Annotated in this window: 12 protein-coding genes; 1 reads left to right on the plus strand and 11 read right to left on the minus strand. The window is 36.1% G+C overall.

What is annotated here, in order from left to right:
- Positions 1-4: 4 nt before the first annotated feature.
- The 4 genes from GWR14_RS16960 to GWR14_RS16975 form a co-directional block, all read right to left on the minus strand.
- On the minus strand, positions 5-1,429 hold the full coding sequence (locus tag GWR14_RS16960; protein WP_163410266.1) for a RagB/SusD family nutrient uptake outer membrane protein: 1,425 nt from the start codon (positions 1,427-1,429) through the stop codon (positions 5-7).
- A gap of 5 nt (positions 1,430-1,434) precedes the next feature.
- A complete protein-coding gene (locus GWR14_RS16965) occupies positions 1,435-5,070 on the minus strand; it encodes a SusC/RagA family TonB-linked outer membrane protein (protein ID WP_163410267.1) in 3,636 nt (1,211 codons plus the stop codon).
- A gap of 135 nt (positions 5,071-5,205) precedes the next feature.
- Positions 5,206-6,348: a FecR family protein gene (locus GWR14_RS16970; protein ID WP_163410268.1), complete on the minus strand. Its 1,143-nt coding sequence runs from the start codon at positions 6,346-6,348 to the stop codon at positions 5,206-5,208.
- Between the two features lie 198 nt (positions 6,349-6,546).
- Complete coding sequence (locus tag GWR14_RS16975) at positions 6,547-7,155, minus strand: RNA polymerase sigma factor (protein WP_246236340.1); 609 nt, start codon at positions 7,153-7,155, stop codon at positions 6,547-6,549.
- A gap of 144 nt (positions 7,156-7,299) precedes the next feature.
- Here GWR14_RS16975 and GWR14_RS16980 point away from each other — a divergent pair, with 144 nt between their 5' ends.
- Positions 7,300-11,643, plus strand: a complete 4,344-nt coding sequence (locus GWR14_RS16980; protein WP_163410269.1) for a hybrid sensor histidine kinase/response regulator transcription factor — start codon at positions 7,300-7,302, stop codon at positions 11,641-11,643.
- 147 nt (positions 11,644-11,790) lie between these two features.
- Here the strand turns inward: GWR14_RS16980 and GWR14_RS16985 are convergent, their stop codons facing one another.
- From GWR14_RS16985 to GWR14_RS17015, 7 genes are all read right to left on the minus strand, one after another.
- Positions 11,791-13,485, minus strand: coding sequence for a glycoside hydrolase family 28 protein (locus tag GWR14_RS16985; protein WP_163410270.1), 1,695 nt, complete (start codon positions 13,483-13,485; stop codon positions 11,791-11,793).
- 101 nt (positions 13,486-13,586) lie between these two features.
- A complete protein-coding gene (locus GWR14_RS16990; protein ID WP_163410271.1) occupies positions 13,587-14,591 on the minus strand; it encodes an alpha/beta hydrolase in 1,005 nt (334 codons plus the stop codon).
- Between the two features lie 25 nt (positions 14,592-14,616).
- Positions 14,617-16,188, minus strand: coding sequence for a pectate lyase (gene pelA, locus GWR14_RS16995; protein ID WP_163410272.1), 1,572 nt, complete (start codon positions 16,186-16,188; stop codon positions 14,617-14,619).
- A gap of 25 nt (positions 16,189-16,213) precedes the next feature.
- Positions 16,214-18,682 (minus strand): glycoside hydrolase family 95 protein, encoded by a 2,469-nt coding sequence (locus GWR14_RS17000; protein ID WP_163410273.1) that lies wholly within the window; start codon positions 18,680-18,682, stop codon positions 16,214-16,216.
- A gap of 30 nt (positions 18,683-18,712) precedes the next feature.
- Complete coding sequence (locus GWR14_RS17005; RefSeq protein ID WP_163410274.1) at positions 18,713-20,884, minus strand: rhamnogalacturonan lyase family protein; 2,172 nt, start codon at positions 20,882-20,884, stop codon at positions 18,713-18,715.
- Between the two features lie 274 nt (positions 20,885-21,158).
- Positions 21,159-22,199, minus strand: coding sequence for a pectinesterase family protein (locus tag GWR14_RS17010; RefSeq protein ID WP_163410275.1), 1,041 nt, complete (start codon positions 22,197-22,199; stop codon positions 21,159-21,161).
- 18 nt (positions 22,200-22,217) lie between these two features.
- Positions 22,218-23,666, minus strand: coding sequence for a pectate lyase family protein (locus tag GWR14_RS17015; protein WP_163410276.1), 1,449 nt, complete (start codon positions 23,664-23,666; stop codon positions 22,218-22,220).
- Positions 23,667-23,712: the final 46 nt, after the last annotated feature.

The following is a 23,712-nucleotide window of genomic DNA, read 5'->3' on the forward strand; positions in this document are numbered from 1 at the left end:
AGGATTAAAATGGGACTTTTTCGTCCGTGTTTAATGTAAGTTTTGGATTTTTCATCAAAGCCGTTAAAGGAAACGGTACAATGTACAATCTCGAGTTAGGCTGTAATGTATACGTTTTTTGCTCTACCGTTTTGTTTACAAGTGGAAATACCCTTGTAATTGTTTTTGCATATTCCGTTTCAGTATTTAATCGTTTAAGATCAAAGAAACGATTAAAACCAAACATCAATTCTTTTCTGCGTTCGTTTATAACAAGTTCCATCGTTTCTTTTCTGGTAGCCGGAACAGTTAAATTTACGGTACCTGATAAAATACGTTTTGCTCTTAATGTATTTAAAACATCAACTGCTTCAGTAAGCTTATCTTCTCTGGCATAACATTCTGCAAGTATCAAGTATACCTCAGTCGTTTTCATACCAACAGTAGGATAAAAGAATTTGGTGTAAGTAGTTCCCCAATATGCTGTATTTGAACCCTGATCCAGATTTGTTGTGCTTGTAGTATTAAAAAACAAATTAAAACGTGCATCATTAGTTCCAAATAAAGTTCTCAACTCCGGACTTATGATATATTGATATCCAAAACTCATCTCATTGTAACCTGTCATATACTGGTAGCTAAGTACCTCTATATTATTTGCTGCCGGTACAGAAACTACATTTGGCCCACCTTGTGCATTATAAGCTACCATATCAAATATTTTATTATTGTAGCTTAGTGATTTTTCTGCTGCTTCTTTAGCTTTTGCAATTTCACGTTTAAACAAATGAACTTTTGCTTTGAAAGCATAAGCAAATGCCAGTGACGGATGGTAAACATCACGTGGAGTTTCCTGAAGATAAGGCAATGCATCTTCGATATCTTTCTGAATAAAATCGTAAACCTGTTCAACTGTAGATTTTGCCGGCTGAGCTTCTAGATCAAATTTATCCATAATACAAATACCTCCATCGGTAGCTGCAGTTTGTGGGTCATACCCTTTTGCATAATGGTTTACTAACAAAAAGTGATCGTATGCTCTGTAAATTTTTGCTTCTGCTTTTGCTAATTGTTTAGTACTTCCTTCCCCCTTACTATCATCAACTAATGAAATAATAGTATTCCATCTGTTGATATAAGTGTAAGCCTGGTTATAAAAGCTCGATCCTGTCATCAAAGAAACCCTGTCAGTTGTTTCATCAAAAGTAAAATTGATCGTATTGATATTAGGAGTTACTCCTATTACATTTGATTCTTTCATCCACTGGTCATCTACCAGATACTGAAAGTTGTTGATTGGATAACCTCTTCCTGGCAGGGATACCATTTCGTGAAATTGGTCTGCAGTCTCTACTACCAAAGCTCCCTTAGGTGTAAGATCTGTATATTCTTCGCATGATGCTGCACCAAACATTACCAGCGACAGCATTATAATATGTATCTTTTTCATTTTTTTTAAAGGGTTAGGTTAAAACCAAATAAGTACGTTTTAGGCAATGGCAAATTACGTGTGCCTGAATTCGCTGAATAAACTTCCGGATCAATACGGTTTCCGGCTGCACTCCAATACCAGAGATTGTTTACCTGGAAAGTGAATTTTGCTGATTCCATTTTGATTTTGTTTGCGAAAGATTTTGGAAGGCTGTAACCTAATGAAATGTTTCTAAGTTTGATGTAATCTCCGTCTACAACATTCACATCTGAATTTCTCCATTGGCTGCTGATTGTTCCTGCATAACTTCTTACATTTTCTGCTAAATCTACATATAAACGTGTATTACCATTTGGATTAGCATCTGTATAACGATCTGCGATACCTGAAAGATTTACCGCATCAGAGCTCATATCGATCGTTTCTTTACGCATTACGTTACCTCCTGAGAAAATAAACATCATGTTCAAATCGAATCCTTTATATGAGAATCGCTGTGAAAGTGAACCTGTATAAGTTGGGGTCAAACTTCCCATTTTTACAAGTGCATTTGGATTACTTACTGTTTTTATACTTGTTGATATCGGATTTCCATTAGCATCAAAAGTGATTGACGGATTTCCGTTTTCATCCAGAACATAAGGATATCCATTAACTGTACCTCCATATTTGTAAGCATACAAAGTATTGTATATATCTCCTTCGAAAAAGTAGTTCGATGGCGCACTTACATATACTGAAGAAGTCGATTGTGCTCTGGTAACTTTATCAACAGTTGTACTGTTGAAACCAAAAACCACATTAGAGTTAATACGGAAATTACCATTATTATACCATTCAGAACCAACTGTAAATTCAACTCCTCTGTTTAGTAAAGCTCCGGCATTAATTCTTCTGCTCGTTGCTCCAACTGTAGGATCTAAATCTGTTGTTGCTAATAAATCACTACTGTATTTACGATATACATCAATACTACCTGTTAGTTTGTGTTTCAACACAGTATAATCTAAACCTAAGTTGGTAGTTTGTGTTTTTTCCCATCTTAACATTGGGTTAGGCTGAGACGAAATATTTATGTATTGCAATGAAGAATATAAATTATCATTTTTTCTTGTAGCAGTTACATATGGCGTTGTACTTTGATCAATATTTCCGCTTACACCATAAGTTGCTCTGAATTTAAGCATGTCAACCCATTTTACATCTTTCATGAATTCCTCGCTGCTAACATTCCATCCTAAACCTGCTGACCATAATGGACGGTTTTTATATTTAGAATCTATTCCAAATAAATCGGCACGGTCAACACGATAACTTCCCGTTACATTGTATTTTGATAAATAAGTATAACCCGCTGTACTAAAAACAGAAAAATAGTGATGTAAAACTTCTGTCTGAGTTCTTGATAAAGCTGCTAAAGTATTGCTATTTCCATAGATATAACTGGAAACTCCAGTTTGACTAAGCGAAAGATTATTCAATGTAGCAGAAGTAAGTGTAACAGGGTCATAACCATATCGTAATTGCTCGATAGTTCTCGGAACAAAAGTTTCACGCATTTCAAAACCTGCTATAGCATTTACCGAATGTTTCCCTTCACTAAAATCCTGATTAAAATCTAACTGGTTTCTAAAAGAATAATTACTCGCCTGACTGCTCCATTGTTTGTAACGTCCTCCTGTAGAAAAACCGTCCACATAGGTGTAAACATTTGTAGTAGCATTATATCCTGTTAAACCATTAATTGCATAACGCATTTTATAAGAGTCTACAGCATAATACTGTTCGTTATCATTTTTTCTTAATTCGTACTGAAGTTGTGTATTAAAGCTTAAGCCTTTCCAGATTTTAGCACGAATGTTTGCAAAAGTTCTTAAACCTAACGAGTTTTCATGTGTTATACCTTCCTTAAGTGCATCCAAAACATTAAATCTTACAGATTTAAAACCACTTAAGCTATTGATTTTTTCAGCCATAGCAGGGTTAATAACACTACTGCCGGTAAAACCATCTTTAATACCTACAAATGAAGACATTACAAGATCTCCATTATCATCTGTTATACGTTCGTATCTTTTTTGGATGTCATAATTACCGAAATCAGAATCAGTAACATCTTCATTCGTATAAGTTGCATTTACCCCGAAAGTAGCATTTAACCAGTTATTGATCTGAAAACTGCTTTTTGCATAAAGATTAAATGCCTGACTAGTGTTGTTTTTAATACGATTATCTGCAGCATCATAATTTAATGACACATATGTATTTTGCTTACTTGTACTTCCTGAAAATGCTAAATTGTAACGTTGTCTGAATTCATTTTGCCATACATTATCACGATAATCTTTTATGTAATCGTTCTTTCTCCATTGAGCGATAGTAGTATCGTAATCTGCACTGCTGATTTTCCCGTCTTCCAAATTCCTGTTAAGCTGGTATAAAGGGCTGTAATATTTTGGGCTGCTGCTTCCAATATCACCATAACTGCTGAACATAGTAGCTGTATTGGTAAATCTGGCTCTTTCCCTGTTGTACACTGCCTGTTCAAGATCAATAATATCACTGGTAGAAGCGTAATTCATATCTTTAAGATTTGGTTTGGTACCAACAAAGAAATCAGAATTTATACTTACTTTCAGTTTTCCATTTCCTTTTTTAGTAGTCAAAACGATAATACCGTTTGCAGCTCTTGAACCATAAATAGAACCGGCTGCGGCATCTTTAAGAACGTTTACACTTTCAATATCATAAGGATTAATCTGATCCAGAGTTAATTCGGTTGGCAGGCCATCTATAACTAAAAGCGGGCTGTAACCTACTTCTAAAGAAGAATAGGTTCCAATACCTCTTAATATAGGTGTATCTGCCGAAGCTCCTGTTGGATTTTTCTGAAACATCAAACCTGCCACACGCCCTTCAAGAGCAGATGCAAGATTGGTATTGATGTTCTCATTTAAAACTTTTTCACTCACCTGAGCAATTGCACCTGTAGAATGACTTCTGGTAAGTGTTTGAAAACCTGTAACTACCACCTCTTTCATGGCAGATACTTTGTCTTCAACAACCAAATTCATTGTAGTGCGCCCGTTGATGCCAAACGATTTTTTTTCGATTGTTAATCCGGAACATTCAAGAATACCGTCCAGAGGCGCGTTTTCTAAAGTAAAGCTACCGTCAAAATCGGTAATTGTATGCTGATTCGTTCCCGCAATTGTAACGTTTACTCCCGGAAATGGCTCATTTTTACTATTTAATACTTTTCCCTGTATTCTTCCTGATCCGTTTCCCCGTCCTTCCTCTTTTGCAGCAGTTACCACAATTGTCTGGTTGGTAATCGAATATTTTAAATTCTGAGAACTGAAAATCTGACTCAGTGTTTCTTTTAAAGTAGCATTCTTAACATTAATTGTTACAGGGCTTGAGTCTTTTAGCAGTTTCTGCGTATAAAAAACTTCATAATTAGCCTGTTTAGCTACTTCTTTTAGCACTCTTTCAAGAGGCGCATCTTTAAAATTAACAGTTATGTTCTGCGCTTGTCCCGTATAGCTGCAAAACAGCATAAAAAGGGCACTGAACATCCAAAAATGACTGGAAAAATCAAATCCAAAATTTTTTTTGACTTTTTTGTAAGGTTTTTTTTGTTGTAAATTAAATTTCATACATTTACACTTGGTTTTAGTTAAACAATGGTGAACAACTTATATTTGAACTACTGCCTTTTAACAACCAGAAGCATCGCAACTGCTTCTGGTTTTTTAGTTTATAGTCCAGATATAACCGGGTAAACCCAAAATCTAAGGATATACAATAATTGTTTTTCCTTCGACTTTAAATTTGATATTGCTAAGCTCAAGTACTTTTAATACTTCAGATAAATTTTTATTCATAAACGTACCGCCGTTAAATCTTACATCCGATACATCGCCACGATATTCTACTTTGATTCCGTACCAGCGTTCCAATTGTTTCATAACCGATTTCAAATCGGCGTTGTCAAATTTAAATCGGCCATTTTTCCAGGCAATGGCTGCTTCGGTATCCACCTGTCTAATTGCAATCCTGTTTAATTTATCAGACACATTTGACTGCTGGCCCGGTTTTAAAACCGCTTTTTGATTTTTATACGTAATCGCTACGCTTCCTTCCAGTAAAGTAGTTTTTACAATTGGCTCATTATCGTAAGCATGTACGTTAAAATGAGTTCCAAGGACTTCGATAGCCTGATTTTCTGATTTTACGATAAAAGGCTTCTCTTTATTTTTAGCCACTTCAAAATAAGCCTCTCCGTCTAACTCAACCACTCTCTGATCTCCATTGAAACGGGTCGGATATTTAATAGATGAAACCGTATTTAAATATACTTTGGTTCCGTCTGCCAAAACAATATTGTATTGTCCTCCTGTTGGTGTTGAAAGCGTATTGAAAGAATTGGCATCATCTGCCGGAATATCCGCATTCGGATTTATAACATAGGTAATAACTCCGTTCGCATCCATTTTAATCGTAACTTCATCCCCTTCATTTGCAATTGTGTCTTTTGCCGAAATATCAGACAGCACAATTTGCTTTCCGTTCGAAAGTGTCAAAATTCCCCTGTTACCTCCGGGAGCAATTTCCTGTGGTTTTTCAACTACCTGAGGAAGCTGAAGCTGCTGTTCTTTTGATTTTGTAAAATAAAACAGACCGGCACCCAATAACAAAGCTATTGAAGCGGCAACGGCTACACGCGGCCAAAGGCTGATTACTTTTGGCTCACTGTATAATGGTAATTTCGATCTCAGATGTTCATAACTGTCTTCCAGCTCATATTCGCTAAGCTGTCTGTTGCTGTTAGAAGCTTTATGCAAATACCATGCATCCAGTTTGTCCTTATCTGTATCAGATAAAGTACCTTCACTGTGTTTTTGCAGCAACGCTAAGATTTCAGTTTTATTCATAATTACAACACGAAATTTTGTCCCGTTTTTAAGTAAGACAGTTAGAAATGATTTTTGTCATAGATAATGACAAAAAAAAATTAAAAAAATATTATCAGATTATTAAAAAACCAATACCGGATGTTATCCTTATATTTGTTAATGAACACGTTACATAAAAATTGAGGTAAAAAATTTAACATAAAATATTTTTAAATTTTACCAAATAAAAACATTCATTAACGATTTTAGCTTCTCTCTTAAGATCTTAAGCGAATTATACACCTGCTGTTTCGCTGTTTTGTCTGTGATATTCAACTGAAGTGCGATTTCGTCGTATGAAAGTTCTTCTACCTTTCTTAAAAGAAAAACTTCACGCATTTTTGCAGGAAGCAAAGCAACTTCTTTTTCAATAATCGCTTCCAGTTCTTTTTCTCTCAAATTAGAATCTGCGACAACGTAATCATGTTCAATAAAGTTTGAAATGGAGTCAGCATAACGTGAAACCACTTTTTCGTGGGCGATATGATTGAGTATTCTGTTTTTTACTGCTTTGTATAAATAAGCAGAAAGAGAGCCGACAACTGTTAATTCGTAACGTTTGTTCCAGATATAGAGAAAAACTTCCTGAACCACATCGTTGGCTTCGTCAGGATTGCCAAGCATTTTATAGGCATGATTTACGAGAATTCTGGAATATCTTTCGAAGATTTCTGTATACGCTAACTGATCATCTTCCTTAAGAAGATTTAATAAAATATGATCAGCATATTTGCTATAAACAGACATTATATAAAGAGGTGATAATCCGAAAGCAATATTAGTCATTTTTTATATTAAAAACTAAAACCTATACGGTTTGACAAAATTGCCTTGCCTTAATACTCCGTTTGAAATTTCCCGTGTCTTAAAATTACTTATTATATTTACGAAAACAAAAATAATCTATTTCAAAAAAAACGGAATTCATAAATGAAAAACCTTCTGTTTCATAAATTCTTAATTGTCTTTTTATTTATTATTTGTATAAATAATTTGAATGCGCAGATAAAATGTAAAATAGAGAACTATTCTACAGAAAACGGACTCTCTCATGACAACGTCAGGGATATGATAAAAGACAAAGAAGGCTTTATGTGGTTTGCTACCTGGGATGGCATTAACAGATTTGACGGAAAAAATTTCATTACTTACAAAGCAAGTGCGGGTGACAAAAGTAGTCTTGGAAACAACCGTATTGATCTCATGAAAGAAGATGCTTCGGGCTATATTTGGCTTAAAGCCTATGACCGTCAAATTTACAGATTTGAAAAAAGCACTGAAAAGTTTCTGTCGATAGCCCATATATTAGGTACAAACAAAATTGAATTTGACGAAATATTTCCTTCTGCAGATGGAAACGTCTGGCTCACTACTATCGATAATGGTATTTACTTAGCCCAAAAAACTTCTAACAATCAAATTAGGCTTTTACATTTTGGAAAAGGATTGCCGTCTGGTTCTGCTTTAAACTCCAATGAAATCAATTCTATAGTATTAGATAAAAACAATACACTTTGGGCAGCTTCTGAAAAGGGTGTAAACATTATTTCAAAATCCGGAAATCAAAATTACAAAAGCAGCAGTCTTTTAAGGAATAGTAATATAAAGTGCATACTGCCACTGGATAAAGATATCTGGTTTGGAACTGATGACGGTACCTTAATATGCTATGACAAAAAATCCAAAAGAATAACCAAGCTAAAAATTTCTTCGACAAGCATCAACTCAATCATAAAATCAAAAAATGAAACTGTTTTATTCATTAGTACGAGTGCCGGAGAGTTGATCACTTTTGATATTAAAACTTTAAATACAAAATCGATATTTAAAATTTCAGATTCTCCTGTCTACTCTATTTATCAGGACAAACAAGGTCTGTTATGGGTTGAACCCGATAAGCATGGTGTTTTGTTGGTTAATCCGAAAGTAAAAAGCGTACAGTTTTTTTCGCAGCAAAACGACGCTACTTTCCTGCAGCTGGATCATAATTTTGGTGTTTTTGAAGATAATTTCAATCGTGTCTGGGTAAAATTAAAAGGAGGAGGATTTGGATACTTCAATCCAAAAAGCAAAATGCTGGATTTCTTTTTTAATAAACCGGGAGACGAAAATCAGAAGTTTTCGAATATTGTGGCCTGCATGTATTTTGACCCTGCGGGAATTCTATGGATGAGTACCAACGACCGCGGCATAAACAAAATCATTTTTCAGAAAAATGTCTTTGAGCAGAAGCTTTTGGTTGACAGCAGAAAAAATAAATCTGAAAATGAAATCAGAGCTGTTTTTACCGATAAAAAAAACAGATTATGGATAGCCTCAAAAGCAGGAAAATTAAGGGTTTACCAAAATAATCATGAAGTAAAGAACCTGTTTGCTAATCATAACGATATAGGAATTATATATACTATCACCGGCGATACAAAGGGAAATATCTGGTTAGGAACCAAAGGAAATGGTTTGTTTAAGGCTGTTCCTGCTAATCCGGAGAATTCTCAATATATTTTAACCCAGTTTAAATCCGACAAAAACGATCCTTATAGTATTGGCAGTAATTCCATCTATTCTGTATTAGTCGACAACAACGAACAAATCTGGATCGGAACTTTTGGTACGGGAATCAATTTATTGAAAGAAGCCAATGGTAAAACGCTTTTTATCAAAAATTTCAAAAATTTCAAAAATTACCCGACAATAGAATCTAATAAAGTAAGGCATTTAACCAAAGGTTACAATGGACAAATCTGGGTTGCAACTACAAACGGATTAGTGACTTTCAAACCGGGGAATTACAATCCAAATGAATTGAAATTTTCACGATATGTAAAAGTCTCAGGTGATAAATCCAGTCTGGGCAGTAATGATGTCATATATATGTATAAAGATTCCGAAGGTAAAATCTGGGTTTCGACAGCAGGCGGTGGACTTAATCTGGCCAGAGAAACAAAAGGCCTTATAAAATTTAAGAATTTTTCAAAAGAAAACGGTCTGCCAAATGATTTTATCCTGAGTATGGTCGAAGATGACGAGAAAAATTTATGGCTTGCCACAGAAAATGGTATTGCAAAATTTGATTTAAAAAAGAAGACTTTTAGAAATTACGATTCTTATGACGGACTGGTTAAGACCGGTTTTTCAGAATCATCAAGTCTGAAACTTCCAAATGGGAATTTAATTTTTGGATGCAGAAACGGCTACATTGAGTTTAACCCAAATAAAATTGAAAACCAGAAAATTACAACCAAAATGGTTTTTACCAATTTTGAAATCAACAATAAGAACTCTAATGTAAAATCTGCTGAATATCCTTTAGAATTAGACATCAATTACAATGCGGACATTCAATTAAATTATCAGCAAAATACCATTAGTATTTATTATACCGTCCTGGATTACAGATCAAACAACAGGCAATTATATGCTTACAGATTAAAAGGACTTGATGACACCTGGCATGAAGTTAAAAATCAGACAAAAGCAACCTTTACCAATTTACCGCCCGGTTATTATCAGTTTGAAGTAAAATGCCTTAATCCGGAATTATATACCAATGTTCCGCAAAAAACACTAACTTTTACCATTACTCCCCCATTCTGGAAAACCGGCTGGGCTTACTTTTTATATTTTATTATTTGTGTTGCCCTACTGGAAACAGGCAGAAGGATCGCAATGTCTATGATTCAGTTACGCAACAAAGTTGTGGTTGAACAGGAAATGACGGAGCTCAAATTAAGTTTTTTTACTAATATTTCCCATGAGCTGCGAACGCCTTTAACACTTATTGTAAACCCAATAGACGAAATTGCTAAAAACGAGAATTTAAGTCCGCTAGGCAATGATTACATTGCAACAGTGAGAAAAAACACGAATAGATTAGTACGTTTTGTAAATCAGCTATTGGATTTCAGGAAAGTACAAAGCGGAAGTGAAGAACTTCATGTCCAGTCTGTCGAAATGGTTTCTTTTATAAACGAAATCAATTCTTTATTCTCACAGATTGCACACGAAAAAAACATAAAAATCAAAACCATATCTGATTCAGAAACGCTTTTTGCAAATCTGGACAGGGAAAAAATGGATATTGTCATCTATAATTTATTGTCGAATGCTTTTAAATTTTCTCCGGATAACAGTACTATTACCATTGAACTTCAAATGGACGGCAGTTTTCTCAAAATTAATATCGCAGACCAGGGTATCGGTGTAGAGGAAAACAAACTTGAAGACATTTTTAAACTGTATTACGAAACAGAAACCGGTAAAACAAAGAATGTAGGAACCGGAATCGGATTGGCTCTTTGTAAAGAATATATCAGATTACACCACGGAAATATTTCTGCAGCAAACAACAGCAATGGAGGATTAACGATTTCGATAGCAATCGATTTGAATAACGAAATTCTTCAAAACAGTAAAGTTTATTCACAAATTGAAAAACCTAAAAAAAATACATTTCTTAGTCCTCAAAACAAAGAAAATGAAACCGTACAAACCCAACACGACACAAACATACCTGTTGTGCTGATTGTAGAGGATAATAACGAATTACGAAACTTATTAAAAATTCAGCTCCAGAGTTCCTACCGCGTGCTTGAAGCTTCCAACGGAAAAGAAGGACTTGAAACTGCTATAAATAAACTGCCTGATCTGATCTTAAGTGATATTATGATGCCCGAAATGAACGGAATCGAATTACTTGATGCACTAAAAAATAATACTGCGACCAGCCATATTCCAGTTATCCTTTTAACAGCCAAATCTTCTGTCGAAAGTCAGATTGAAGGGTTAAATTTCGGCGCCGATTATTACATTACAAAACCTTTTGACACTGATTTCCTAAAGGCTTCGATTGAAAATTTAATCAAACGCAGGAAACGATTTTTCGAAAACCTGCAAACCGATATTAAAACCATAACATTAGAACCGGGCGAAATTGTAATTACTACCAAAGACGAGCAATTCTTAAAAGATATTATAGCAATCGTAGAAAAAGGTTTGACTAATCCAGCATTTAATATTGATACGATTGCCAACTCCATGAACATGGCAAGGGTTTCATTTTACAGAAAATTTAAAAGTCTTACCAACATGAGCCCCGTAGAATTCGTTAAGGATATGCGGGTAAAAAGGGCCAGACAATATTTTGACGCCGGCGAGACAGATATTGCCGATATCGCTTATAAAGTCGGGTTTAACAGTTCAAGTTATTTTAGCACCTGCTTTAAAGAAATTTTCAAAATGTCTCCTTCGGATTATCTTAAGCAGAAAAATGAGTAAGCAATATAATAATCAGAATTTGATTCTTTTTTGAAGCAGAAACATTTGGCATTTTCAACACCAATCGTCCCGCTTTCCGTTGCAATCTTATAAGTGTCAGGCTAAGTTTTCATTCTGTAGAAACAGGAAAGTTAAATTTTTAAATCATTATTCAAACGTTATTACAGAAGGCTTTACTTTTTCACTAAATATAATTGGTTTATCAGTAGTTTTAAAATCCTTTTTACTGAAAGAAATGTTTTGAGTTTTATTACCAAAAACTTTGACTTTTGCGTCAATATCCTTATCAAACAAAATCGATTGGAACTTTAAATTTTTCCCGTTATAAATTGTCACCTCAGCAGACTTCGGAGATATAATTTTTACGTTGTTAAACTGCATTCCGTCAGCGTCTATGATTTCGATTCCCTGATCTGCTTTTAATACAGAATTTTTCAAATTTATATTTTTCAGATTCATTTCGGGCAATCCCATAAAAAATGCTGCTTTCTGTGCGCCTGACACGTGGATATTTTCCATAAAAATATTTCTGAAAGATGGTGTTTCTTCAGCAATATGATGCTGATCTTCTTTTAAAGCGGCTTTTTTATCGTTTTCTTCAAAATTTGGCGTAGTGCCACCATAAAAAAGATTAAAACCAATGGCCTCTGTAACAATGTTGGTCATATTAATATTAGAGATATAAATATTTTCAACAACACCGCCTCTTCCTCTGGTACTTTTAAAACGCAGACCAATATCTGTCCCAATAAAAGAACAATTGGAAACGTGAACATTTTTTACTCCGCCGGACATTTCACTTCCCACAACAAATCCACCATGAGCATGATACACCACGTTATTTTTTATAACGACATTTTCAGTTGGAAGATTTCGATCCCTTCCGTCTTTATCTTTTCCTGATTTTAAACAAATAGCATCATCCCCAACATCAAAAGTATTATTGTAAACCAATGCATTTTTGCAGGATTCTAAATCCAAACCGTCGCCATTCTGCGAATACCAAGGATTCCTAATCGATAAGTTTCGTATAATAACATCTTCACACATTAAAGGATGAAGATTCCACGCCGGTGAATTCTGAAAAGTTGGTCCGTCAAGTAAAACTTGTTTACATTCTATTAAATTTACCATAACCGGACGCAGAAAATCCTTTATTTCCTTTAATTCCTTATTGTTTTCGTCTACCTGAAAGTTAATAGTTGAAATCACCTCATTTCCTTTCCTTGCCCCTGCAGAAGGAAACCACATTTTACCGTCTTTAGATAAAACACCTCCCGAGCGTACAATATTATTCCACTGGTTGTCTGTCATTTTCATTTTTTTGACAGGTCGCCATGCATCACCACTTCCATCGATAATTCCGTCTCCCGTGATAGCAATGTTTACTGCTCCCTGTGCATTTATCGGAGAAACACATCGATAGGAATTTAAGCCTTCAAAACTCACTTTCTGCAACGGATAATCATTGAAATCTCTGCTGAACAGCAATACAGCACCATTAGCAAGCCACAGATTAACGTTGCTTTTAAGTGTTATCGGACCAGTTAACCAGATTCCCGACGGAATAATGACTTTACCTCCTCCTTTACCCGAAACGTGATTAATAGCTTTTGCAATAGCTTCGGTGTTTTTGAATATTCCGTCACCTGTTGCGCCAAATTCAGTGATGTTAACCTCGAAATTCGGGAAGGATGTTTCTTTTACTACTGGCATTGGAAATTCCACATTTTTATAGACTTCCTCTATCGTTAATTTTCCATCAGCTGATTGTGCATTACCATTTGATGAAAACAAAACAAGGCTTAAAATGGTAAATATTATTTTGACCGGATGTTGCATTTCTGTTTTTTAAAATTTGTTATTTATTCTTTGGATTCCTATAAACATCCGTTCGGATACGGGTTTGAAACCCGTATTTACGAACAACAATCGGTTTAGGATTAATTAGGGAAAACCTTTTTCAGGAAGTTATCAATGTATTGAATCGTTGGTTCAAACCACGGATTAAAAAGACAGAAAACATGTGGTGAATTTTCGAACTCATGAACTTCTGAATAAATACCGTGTTGATCCAAAACCTTTCTGAAATCATCGCGTCCGGCGTGCATTCTGGCGACAGAACTGTTAATAAACAATGTCGGTGGCGTATTGGCACTTACATAACTTAATGGCGAAGCAGCTTCCCAAAGTACAGGGTTTTCTTTTCTAGAATAACCCGACCAATACTTTCCTGCCGAAACCTTCTTACTTTCATCACCTTCACCTGATTCAGGATGAACAAACGACAAAGTTCCGTCAATATCTACAACAGCATTTACCTGTGATTTTGAATTGGAATTGGTAACAACACCTTCAAAAAGAGGCATATTACCTGTGGTTCCCATAAAAGCAGCCAGTTCACCACCTGCAGAAAACCCCAGCGATACAATCTGATCAGGATTGACATTGTATTGTTTAGCATTTTCCCTAACCCAGCGAATAGCAGCTTTTAAATCATAAACAGCTGCCGGAAAAAGTGCTTCAGTAGAAAGTCGGTATTCCGGCGTAAAGCATACATAACCTAAACTCGCCAGCTTTTGTGCCAGCTGATGGTGCTGCTGTCTGCTTCCCGAACGCCAGCCACCGCCATGAATGATGATGATTGCCGTTTGAGTTTTCTTTTCATTTTTAGAAAAAAAAGCATCCAGCTTCATTTTACGCTTTCCATAAGAACAGTACACAATATCATTTTTTTGTTTTACAAAATCAAAATGCATTTCCGGAACCATCGTAATATTCGGAAAATTTTTCAGTGTTTTTTGGAAAGCAGTGTAAGTAGCAAAAGAAGTGTCTCTTACATTTGTTATTCCCTCAAGGTATTGCGCATTTAAACTTTGGAAAGAAATTACCAGAAACAATATTGTTTTCAGGCTTCTGCTTTTGTGAATTTTTTGTACTATTCTCATTATCCTTATTTAATCAGTAATTATTTTATAAACCATGTTTGGATTTCCAGGACGTGTACTCAGAACCTATCAAAGCTGAAGGCCAGTTTCCGTACCACGAATAACCTACTCTTCTTTCGTTTTCAATTTCAGCCAAAGTTGCTTTCGGAATTCCGTCACGCCCGCAGAACAAAGGTAAGTTATTTTGTAAATCATAAAATCTTGCCCAGATCACATTCCCCGGAGAAGATACAACAATTACATCCTGACCTGAAGGCTGTGAGCTATCTGTTATTTTTTGGGTTGCAATTCCTGTAAGTTTAGCCCCGTTGAACCAATCCACAGCATCTTTAACAGCTTGTTTTACTTCTGCAGAAGGCTGCTCAACCAGCATTAAAACACGTACGATCCCTACAGATTCAGATCCGCTGAAACTTGGCAGTTCATACGCTCTCGCCAGTGCAGGAAGCAACGTAACTTCGTCATGCTGTGCACACCAAACCGTTTTTTTGCCTTTGTACGTAATTTGTGTTTTTAAAATAATATCAATTCCTTTATTGAAGGCTGTTATCGCCTTTTCTTTATAAGTCGGGTTAACCAATTCCATATTGTTTTTCCCTTTCGAAATATCCCACATCACATTCATTACATTAGCTATTGCACCGTCATTGTAGGTGATTTGATGTCTGTAACCGCTTTTATCAGGATAATACTGAGGCCATCCGCCATTAGCATATTGAGCCGTAAATAAAAAGTCAAGTGCTTTTTCTACAGCCAGTAAATAATTTGGATTGTTTGTTGTTTTGTAATCTGCAAGAAGCCATCTCAATTCTGTCACTACGTGACCGTTATCAATAGTAGTATCTGTACTATTTTTTGAATTTAAAGCTGTCGTTATCTGTGATTGCGTTTGGGCCGTATTATAATTGTTTAAATCTGCTACGGCTTTACCCCAGCCTCCATTGTTTCTTTGCCATACCAGTATACTTTCTGATCTTACTGTTGTTGCATACGTCGCTGTTACGCCTGAGATAGTGATTTGAAGCTGAGCACTTTTCCCGCTTCCGTCAGCAGAAGTTGCAGTTACCGTAACCGTACCATTCATTTTAGGAGTTAATACCCCTTCGGCATTAATTGGTGCTATTGCCTGACTTGAAGTGGTCCAGGTTAATGTTTTATTCGTTGCATTTGCCGGAGCAATTTGTGTACTTAACTGAATTGGTTTTCCGTCAGTAATCGAAACCTGATTAATGGTGATACTCTGAATTAAAACTACAGGTTCCGTAATTCCTGAAACCGTATAATTTTTTTCAGCCTTAATCCCTGAACCGTCTTTGGCTGTAGCTGTTACTTTTACATTACCATTTTTTATTCCGGCCAAAAGACCCGTTTCGGTAATTACGGCAATTGTTGGGTCAGAAACGCTCCATGTAACTTCTTTGTTTGTTGCATTATTGGGAGTTACTACTACACTCAGTTGTTTTGATTCGGTGCTTAATGTATTGTCACCACTTATTACCATTGACGTGACTTTTACTTCTTTAGGGTCACTATCTGAAGAACAGGAAAGGGATAAAAGCACAAAAATGATGCTTATCACAGATTTTAATTTTTTCATATTGAATATATTAAGTTATTGACAGTTATTCTACTTTAAAAATATACGTTTTTCCAGCGGTAGTATTAAAATCGTACAATTTAGTATCCGGGGTTTTAAAACCCTTCAGGACTGCTTTTTCATTGATTAGCGGTTCTTTTATCAATTCTGTCTGATAAAAAAAGTTTGTATTTTCTCCTACAGCTTCTTTCAACTGAATTTTTCCGGTAAGTTTTATATCAGAAGAAATACGTAATCTGCAGTTTCCTCCTAAAGCAGATTTTACCATCAACTGTTTTACTTTTCCGTTTTCCCATTCCATATTGATTTCAAAACCTCCTCTGGCTTTCAGACCGCTAACTTTACCATTTTTAAAATCATCCGGCAAAGCAGGAAGCAAATAAATTGAACCGTCATAACTTTGAAGTAACATCTCGGTGATTCCGGCAGTACATCCAAAGTTACCGTCAATTTGAAACGGCGGATGGGCATCAAAAAGATTTGGATATGTTCCCCCTGATTCTCCCTTGCTTTCAGTAGGTGCTGGGCTCAACTGATCTTTTATCAATTTAAAAGCCCTGTTGCCATCTAACAATCTCGCCCACCAATTCACTTTCCAGCCCATAGACCAGCCTGTTGAAACATCACCTCTGTAAATCAGTGTGTTTTTTGCCGCTTCGATAAGCTGAGGCGTTCTGAATGGTGAAATTTGTCCAGACGGAAACAATCCGTATAAATGTGAAATATGTCTGTGATGATCATCAGGTTTGTCCCAGTCATGAAGCCACTCCTGCAATTGCGAATACTGTCCAATCTGCATTGGAGGAAGCCTTTTTAAAGCCACCGCAACCGAATCGGCAAATGTTTTATCTTTTTCTAAAATTTTAGAAGCATTAAGAATATTATTGAAAGTATCAAAAACCAGCTGATTATCCATAGTTGTTCCTGCAGATACAGCTACGCTCTTTTCGTAGGTATTCTCAGGAGACATCGAAGGAGCTACAACCAGCCATTTGTTCTCCGGTTCTTCCTGAAGTACATCGAGATAAAACTGAGCGGCACCTTTTAAAACAGGATAATATTCCTTTAAAAATTCCCGATCTCCAGTGTATAGATAATGCTGCCACAAATGTTGGGTAAGCCATGCTCCTCCCATTGGCCAGAGTCCATAAAAACCGCCATCTACAACTCCCGTCATTCGCCATAAATCGGTGTTGTGGTGCATATTCCAGCCTTTTGCGTGATACATTTCGGATGCACTTTCTTTTCCTGTTACTGCCAAATCCTTCAGCATACTAAATAAAGGCTGATGCATTTCGCTCAAATTCGTTATTTCTGCCGGCCAGTAATTCATTTCAGTATTAATGTTTACCGTGTATTTGCTATCCCAGGCCGGGTTTAATTTATGATTCCAGATTCCCTGAAGGTTCGCAGGCTGATTCCCAGGCTGAGAGCTCGAAATCAGTAAATATCTTCCAAACTGAAAATAAAGTCCAACCAATTGCGGATCATAAGCACTCGCAAATTCCTTAATTCTTACATCAGTTGTTTTATTGGACTGAGGAGAATCCCCTAAAAATAATGATACTCTGTTAAAGTATTTTTGATAAGCTGTTACATGGTTTTTAAAAGATTCAGCATAACTTTTTTTAGATGCTTTCGCCAGAACCTCAGCAGCTTTTTCTGTTGGATTAGCAGAAAGGTCTTGGTAATTTTTAAAATTAGTCGCAATTGCGATACGAATGATAACTTCATCAGCATCAGATACAGAAAGTTTGTCAGCTGTTGCGGTTAGTTTTCCTCCTTTTTGGGTACAAATAGCTTCTCCGACATATTTTACCTTACCTATTTTGTTATCTGTGCTTCCGGTAGTTCCTTCAAAAAACAATTTATTGTCCTGAGTTCTGGAACTGTTTAATACTTGCGGACTAGATGCTGATAAAGTAAAACTTATACTCTTTTTCCTGTCAGCGGTTAATTTCACTAAAATAATATCATCTGAAAAAGAGGTTAGAATCTCTCTTTTATAAATCACGCCATTCACTTTATAACTTACAGACGAAACTGCTTTTTCGATATCTAAATCTCTATAATAATCTGAATAAGTTTCATGCCCTGGAAATTCAATCCAAAGGCTTCCAACAGTTTGATAAGGCATTCCGTAGTTTAAATCTTTGGGAGCCTGTCTTGGAAATGTCTTGTTGGCTAAATCCTGCGCCTGCTTATTTTTTCCTTCAAAAATTAACTTTCTGATTTCTTCAATATCTGAAAATACATTTTTAGGCACGTTGTTTCCCGGCTCACCGGCCCAGACAGTTTCTTCATTTAGCTGAAGTTCTTCTTTTTGAGGATTTCCAAAAACCATTGCACCCAAACGACCGTTACCTAATGGTAAAGCTTCATTCCAATTGGCAGCAGGTTTATCATAATGCAGTTTTAATTTTTGCTGGGCACTGACCTGAAAAACTCCTATCAGTACCCACATAAAAATTACAGTGATTTTAATCTTATTCATTGATTTTATTTTAGTCAATCCATTACTGAATTAGTTTTTAATCAGTTTCAGGGTTGAAGTTCCTTTTTCGGATTTTACGTTTATGATGTATAGCCCAGACTGAGTTGATATATCTCCAATTTCTACTTGATTTTCTCCTTCTCCGGATTGTATTTTCTGACCTAACGAATTATAAATGGTATACGTAAATTTTCCTTTTGCTGAAATACCAAAAGACTGATTTGCAGGATTTGGATAAACTACGGCATTTGCTGAAGACTCTTCTTTTGAAAAATCATCCGTTGCCAGATTTCCTGCATTTACGGTCACAATATTTGGCTGTGTCTGTGGCGCCATATCTACACCCAAATAAAAACCAGGATGAGGCGGCTGATTGTATGCTGAGTTTTGCCAGGCTATCGCTACTCTGTACTGAGGATCATGCATCAAAGTATACAATTTATGTGTAGTAGGAATATTAGTCGTATAAATCCTGATAGAAGTATTATCTAATTTACGAAAGATTACTTCTTCTCTCCAATCTCCAAAAAGATCGGCACTCAAACATGGAGTTGCTTTAGTAGTATTATTTGAAGTATATCCTGTAGCAGTTAGTATATTAACCGTTTTCCCATCAAGAAAATTCCATTTGTCTATTTTATTTGAATCTAATAATTCACGGTTTAAGTCAGCATCCCACCAGATAGAAAAATTCTGTGTTGGTTTTGTATTACTGATCAGGTTTCCTTTACAATCCATTAAATAGTTTCCGCCATTTGCACTTCCAAAACATTCATATCCCTTGTAGCGAGGGTCAATATCTGCAGCATTGCAGCGTCCTATATCTCCAGTTGAAGGAATACCCCATATTGTAGCTCCTGTCTTGGCATCTAAGAAAACAAGACCATTTGTTTTGTACTTAGTCGGTTCTTCCAGACATTGCCATATCTCCAATCCAGGACGTTCCGGATCCATATCGGTCATGTGTAAAGCATCACCATGACCTAAAGTATTAGCATATAATAGTGTTCCATCATCATTAATAGCACTAGATCCATTAAACACTTCGTCTTTTCCATCTCCGTCTGAGTCACCAACCGTCATTTGGTGGTTTCCCATACCTGTTGCAGCAGTATTTCCAGAAGTTTTGCTGTCAAAAATCCATCTTTGTGTAAGGTTATTGTTTCTCCAATCCCATGCCACACGAACCATTCTACCACCAACATCATTTCTTCCAGTATAATATCCACGTCCGGTTATCAAACTTGGTTTTGATCCATCAAGATAAGCTATAGCGTCAACAAAACGTTCTGAACGACCACCATAAGTGTCTCCCCAATCAGATAGTGATCCACGTGCTGGCAAATAATTAGTAGAAGCCATTGCTTTTCCAGTTAGTCCGTTAAAAACAGTTAAAAATTCAGGTCCTGATATAACGGCACCATAAGGGCTGCCGGATGTAGTAGTGCTGCCAGTAGTATTTCTGTAATCTGCAGCTGCATCGCCAATGACAACTCCGGTTCCGTCTATCGTTCCGTCAGCGGTTCTGCAGGTCATTTCAGCTTTTCCGTCAGAGTCCAGATCATACACCATAAATTGGGTATAATGTGCACCGGCACGGATATTTTTTCCCATATCAATTCTCCATAAACGTGTTCCGTCTAAACGGTAGCAGTCAATATAAACATTGCCTGTAAAACCAGGTTCTGAATTGTCTTTTGAATTGGAGGGATTCCATTTAACGAAGATTTCATATTGTCCGTCTCCATCTACATCACCTACACTACAGTCATTTACTTCATAGGTATAAGCCACTCCATCCCGATTAGTATCTCCGGGAGGAATCTGCATGGCTATGTCTAAATATTGGTTCGCCCATACAGTTGCCGGCTCTGAAGCCGGTTCTTCTACTCCGTTAATAATGGCACGAACTGTATAAGTTCCGTTGACAGTAGTAGCATGAGTATAGTTTGTGGTAGTCGTGAACGGGCTTGCTGCCAGTTTTACCCCATCACAATATAAATTGTAACTTACATCTGTGGGTTCTGTTCCCAGCATTCTCCAGCCAATATAGACCTGACTGGTACTGAGCCGCATAGCGACTAAGCCTCTGTTTAATTTTTCAACATTCCGCTGAGCAGTTACCTGAGCGGTTATTCCAAATAGAAAGAGCACTAAAAAGACTCCCTTTTTAAAGAAAATGGTTTGTAATTTTTTGTTCATGGTTGGTTTGATTGGTTAGTAAAGTTGGTAGTGATAAAGTTTTTAATACATAAAATGTTATTTTGATACGTTATATGAAATTGATTGAAATTTGATGAAATAATATCTCAAATAAATTGTATTTGAAAACATCTGTCATCCTGAGCGGAGTCGAAGGCTTTTAAACAAAAAGGGCTTCGACTAAGTTTATCCTGAGCCATTCGCCTTCATTCACTATAAACTTTTGAAAGGGCTTCGACTCCGCTCAGCCTGAAACTGATTTTAATTTTTATCTTTATTTTTTATATAAAGCAATGATTTTCTTTGGGTTCCAGTTATCAACAACTGCTTCCTCTGAACAAGTAGATTTAAAAACATTTTCTACAGTATATTGTTTTACATCATCTGTAGTTAAATTTTTCATCCATTTTACTCTTTCATTTGGGTAAGCACCCGTGCCGGCGGATTTGTATTCGGCATATCTCGCAGTCTGTTCATTTTCAGTTTTGCCCCAGTTGTTCCAGCCAGCAGGTTTTATCGCATTCGACATTTCTGTGTTTAAAAAAACAACTGCAGCATAAGGACGCCAAGGTCTCCCTAACGTTGTAATGCCTGCTCCTGTTCCGGTAATTTTACAGTCATTAAATATATAACCATATTTTACCTTTTCTTTGGTTGAAGCAGCTGTAATGGCACTGCCTCCTTTGGTATGTAACACACAATTGTCAAAAAATGCTGTAGAACTTCCAAAAATAAAATCGGTAGAACCTTCTAAATAACAATCTTTAAAATACTGACGCGCATCTCCTCCATAAACTGTATCTTGAAAACCAAGGAATTTACAGTTGCTAAATACTGCTTTATCTCCTACAATATGAATCGCCAATGCCTGACCTACAGGACCTGAGGCATTTTCGAATGTGATGTCTTTTGCGTAAAATCCGGAGCCTTTTATAAAACAGCTGGATGAACCGCTTGTTCCGTAATTTTTATTGGTTTCTGGATTGATTCTGTTAGCATAATTGTCGTAGGTCAGGATTACTTTATTTACATCTTCGCCAATTAAAGTCACATTATTTTTATCTGCGTCTAAAGTGATGACTTGTTTGTATGTACCGTTTTTTACAAAAATAACCGTACGATCCGATTTTAATTTCGGAACGGCATCAAAAGCTTCCTGAACCGTTTTATAATCACCGCTTCCATCCTGAGCAACCACTATATCGTATTTAATTTTTCTTTTATCTACATTTTCCGATTGTATATCATTTCCTATTGCAGCATTTGCATTAGAAAAGACACTTATAACTAACATTAATATTGTACTCAGTCTCATTGTTTTATTATTCTTTTTTTATTTTACCAAACTATTAATATATACTTCAATATTTTCATAATCCTCAGTTAAATCATGACCGTTTGGATTATATTTTGTTATATCTAACTTATTTTTCTTTTTCCAGTTATCTGGAATACCATCACCAGAACTGTCTAATGGTGCTTCTTTGGATTTTAATTTTGGCCAGCCGCCAACATCTTCCTGAGAATCAATAATCCCCCTTGTACTTCCTTTGGAGCCTTTGTAGGTGTAAGTTCCTTTTTTAACTTCATCGACAATTCTTAAATCAACAGCATCCCTTACCAAAGATGCTCCTCCAAATTTCAAAACCTTTTCGTAAGCTTCTAAAGCTGTGTCTGTATGAACATTGTCATTAATATTATGAGGAACAGTCATTTTCATAGCTTGTTTATCAGCCTGAGAAACTATTCCGTAACTGCCATGAAATTGATTGTAAACTCCGTAATTCCAGTTATCTTTTGTAACAGTCTCACTTCCTTCTACAACATTACCATCAATATAAAACCTGCCCCAGAGATTGTAAACTTCTGTTCCCGGAATCTTGTTTTTATCGATACCAATAATTTTACCGGATCTGGCTGTAGCCGGGCCTGGTTTATAATAACAATTGACAATATTTACATTCATCGCTTCACCACCATAACAGCTGTTGGTTCCCCAGTTATAAATCACATTATTTCGTACATCGACCAGATCTGTAAGTGCAGAGGCTTTACCGGCCTGTTCACCCAATCTCGGATTTCTGCTGTCGTGATGTGCTATTAAATTATGATGAAATGAAGCATTTTTGCCTCCCCAGATTGCCCCATAACCATGAGAACCTTTTTGATGTACTGAAACCTTCAGACTTTCGGTGACAAAACACCATTGAAACGTAGTCTTTTCATTGGCATAAAAAGAAGCGGTTTCATCTGTTGACCAGCTTAACGAGCAATGATCTATGATAATATTTTTGCGAAATCTGGCTTCGAGAGCATCAGCCTGCTGGTGTCCTGCATCGCCCATTCTGAATCTTAAATAACGGATAATAACATTATCTGCATTGATAAGTACAGGATAATCTTTAATACAGATTCCGTCTCCCGGCGCGGTCTGTCCGGCAATTGTAACATCATTATCATTAATGGTCAGTCTGGATTTTAAAGCGATGGTTCCTGATATTTTGAATAAGATATATCGTTTCCCCTTAGTGGTTGCAGCAGCCCTGAAACTTCCCGGACCTGAATCATTTAAATTGGTTACAAAAAGTACTTTTCCTCCTCTTCCTCCGGTTGTGTATTTACCAAATCCTTCTGCTGTTGGAAATGCTAGAGGTTGTTCTTCTAGAAAAATTGGTTTTTCAATTTTAGATTGATTTTTAAAATCTTCTTTATACCTGTAAGCACTACAAACAAGGAGAGAAAAACTCAATAGAAAAAAAACATGTACTTTTTTATAATTCATTATTTATAAAATTATTAAAGGTGCCTGAAAAATTTATTCACTTCAA

The sequence above is a fragment of the Flavobacterium ajazii genome (assembly GCF_010614725.1).
GTDB lineage: Bacteria > Bacteroidota > Bacteroidia > Flavobacteriales > Flavobacteriaceae > Flavobacterium > Flavobacterium ajazii.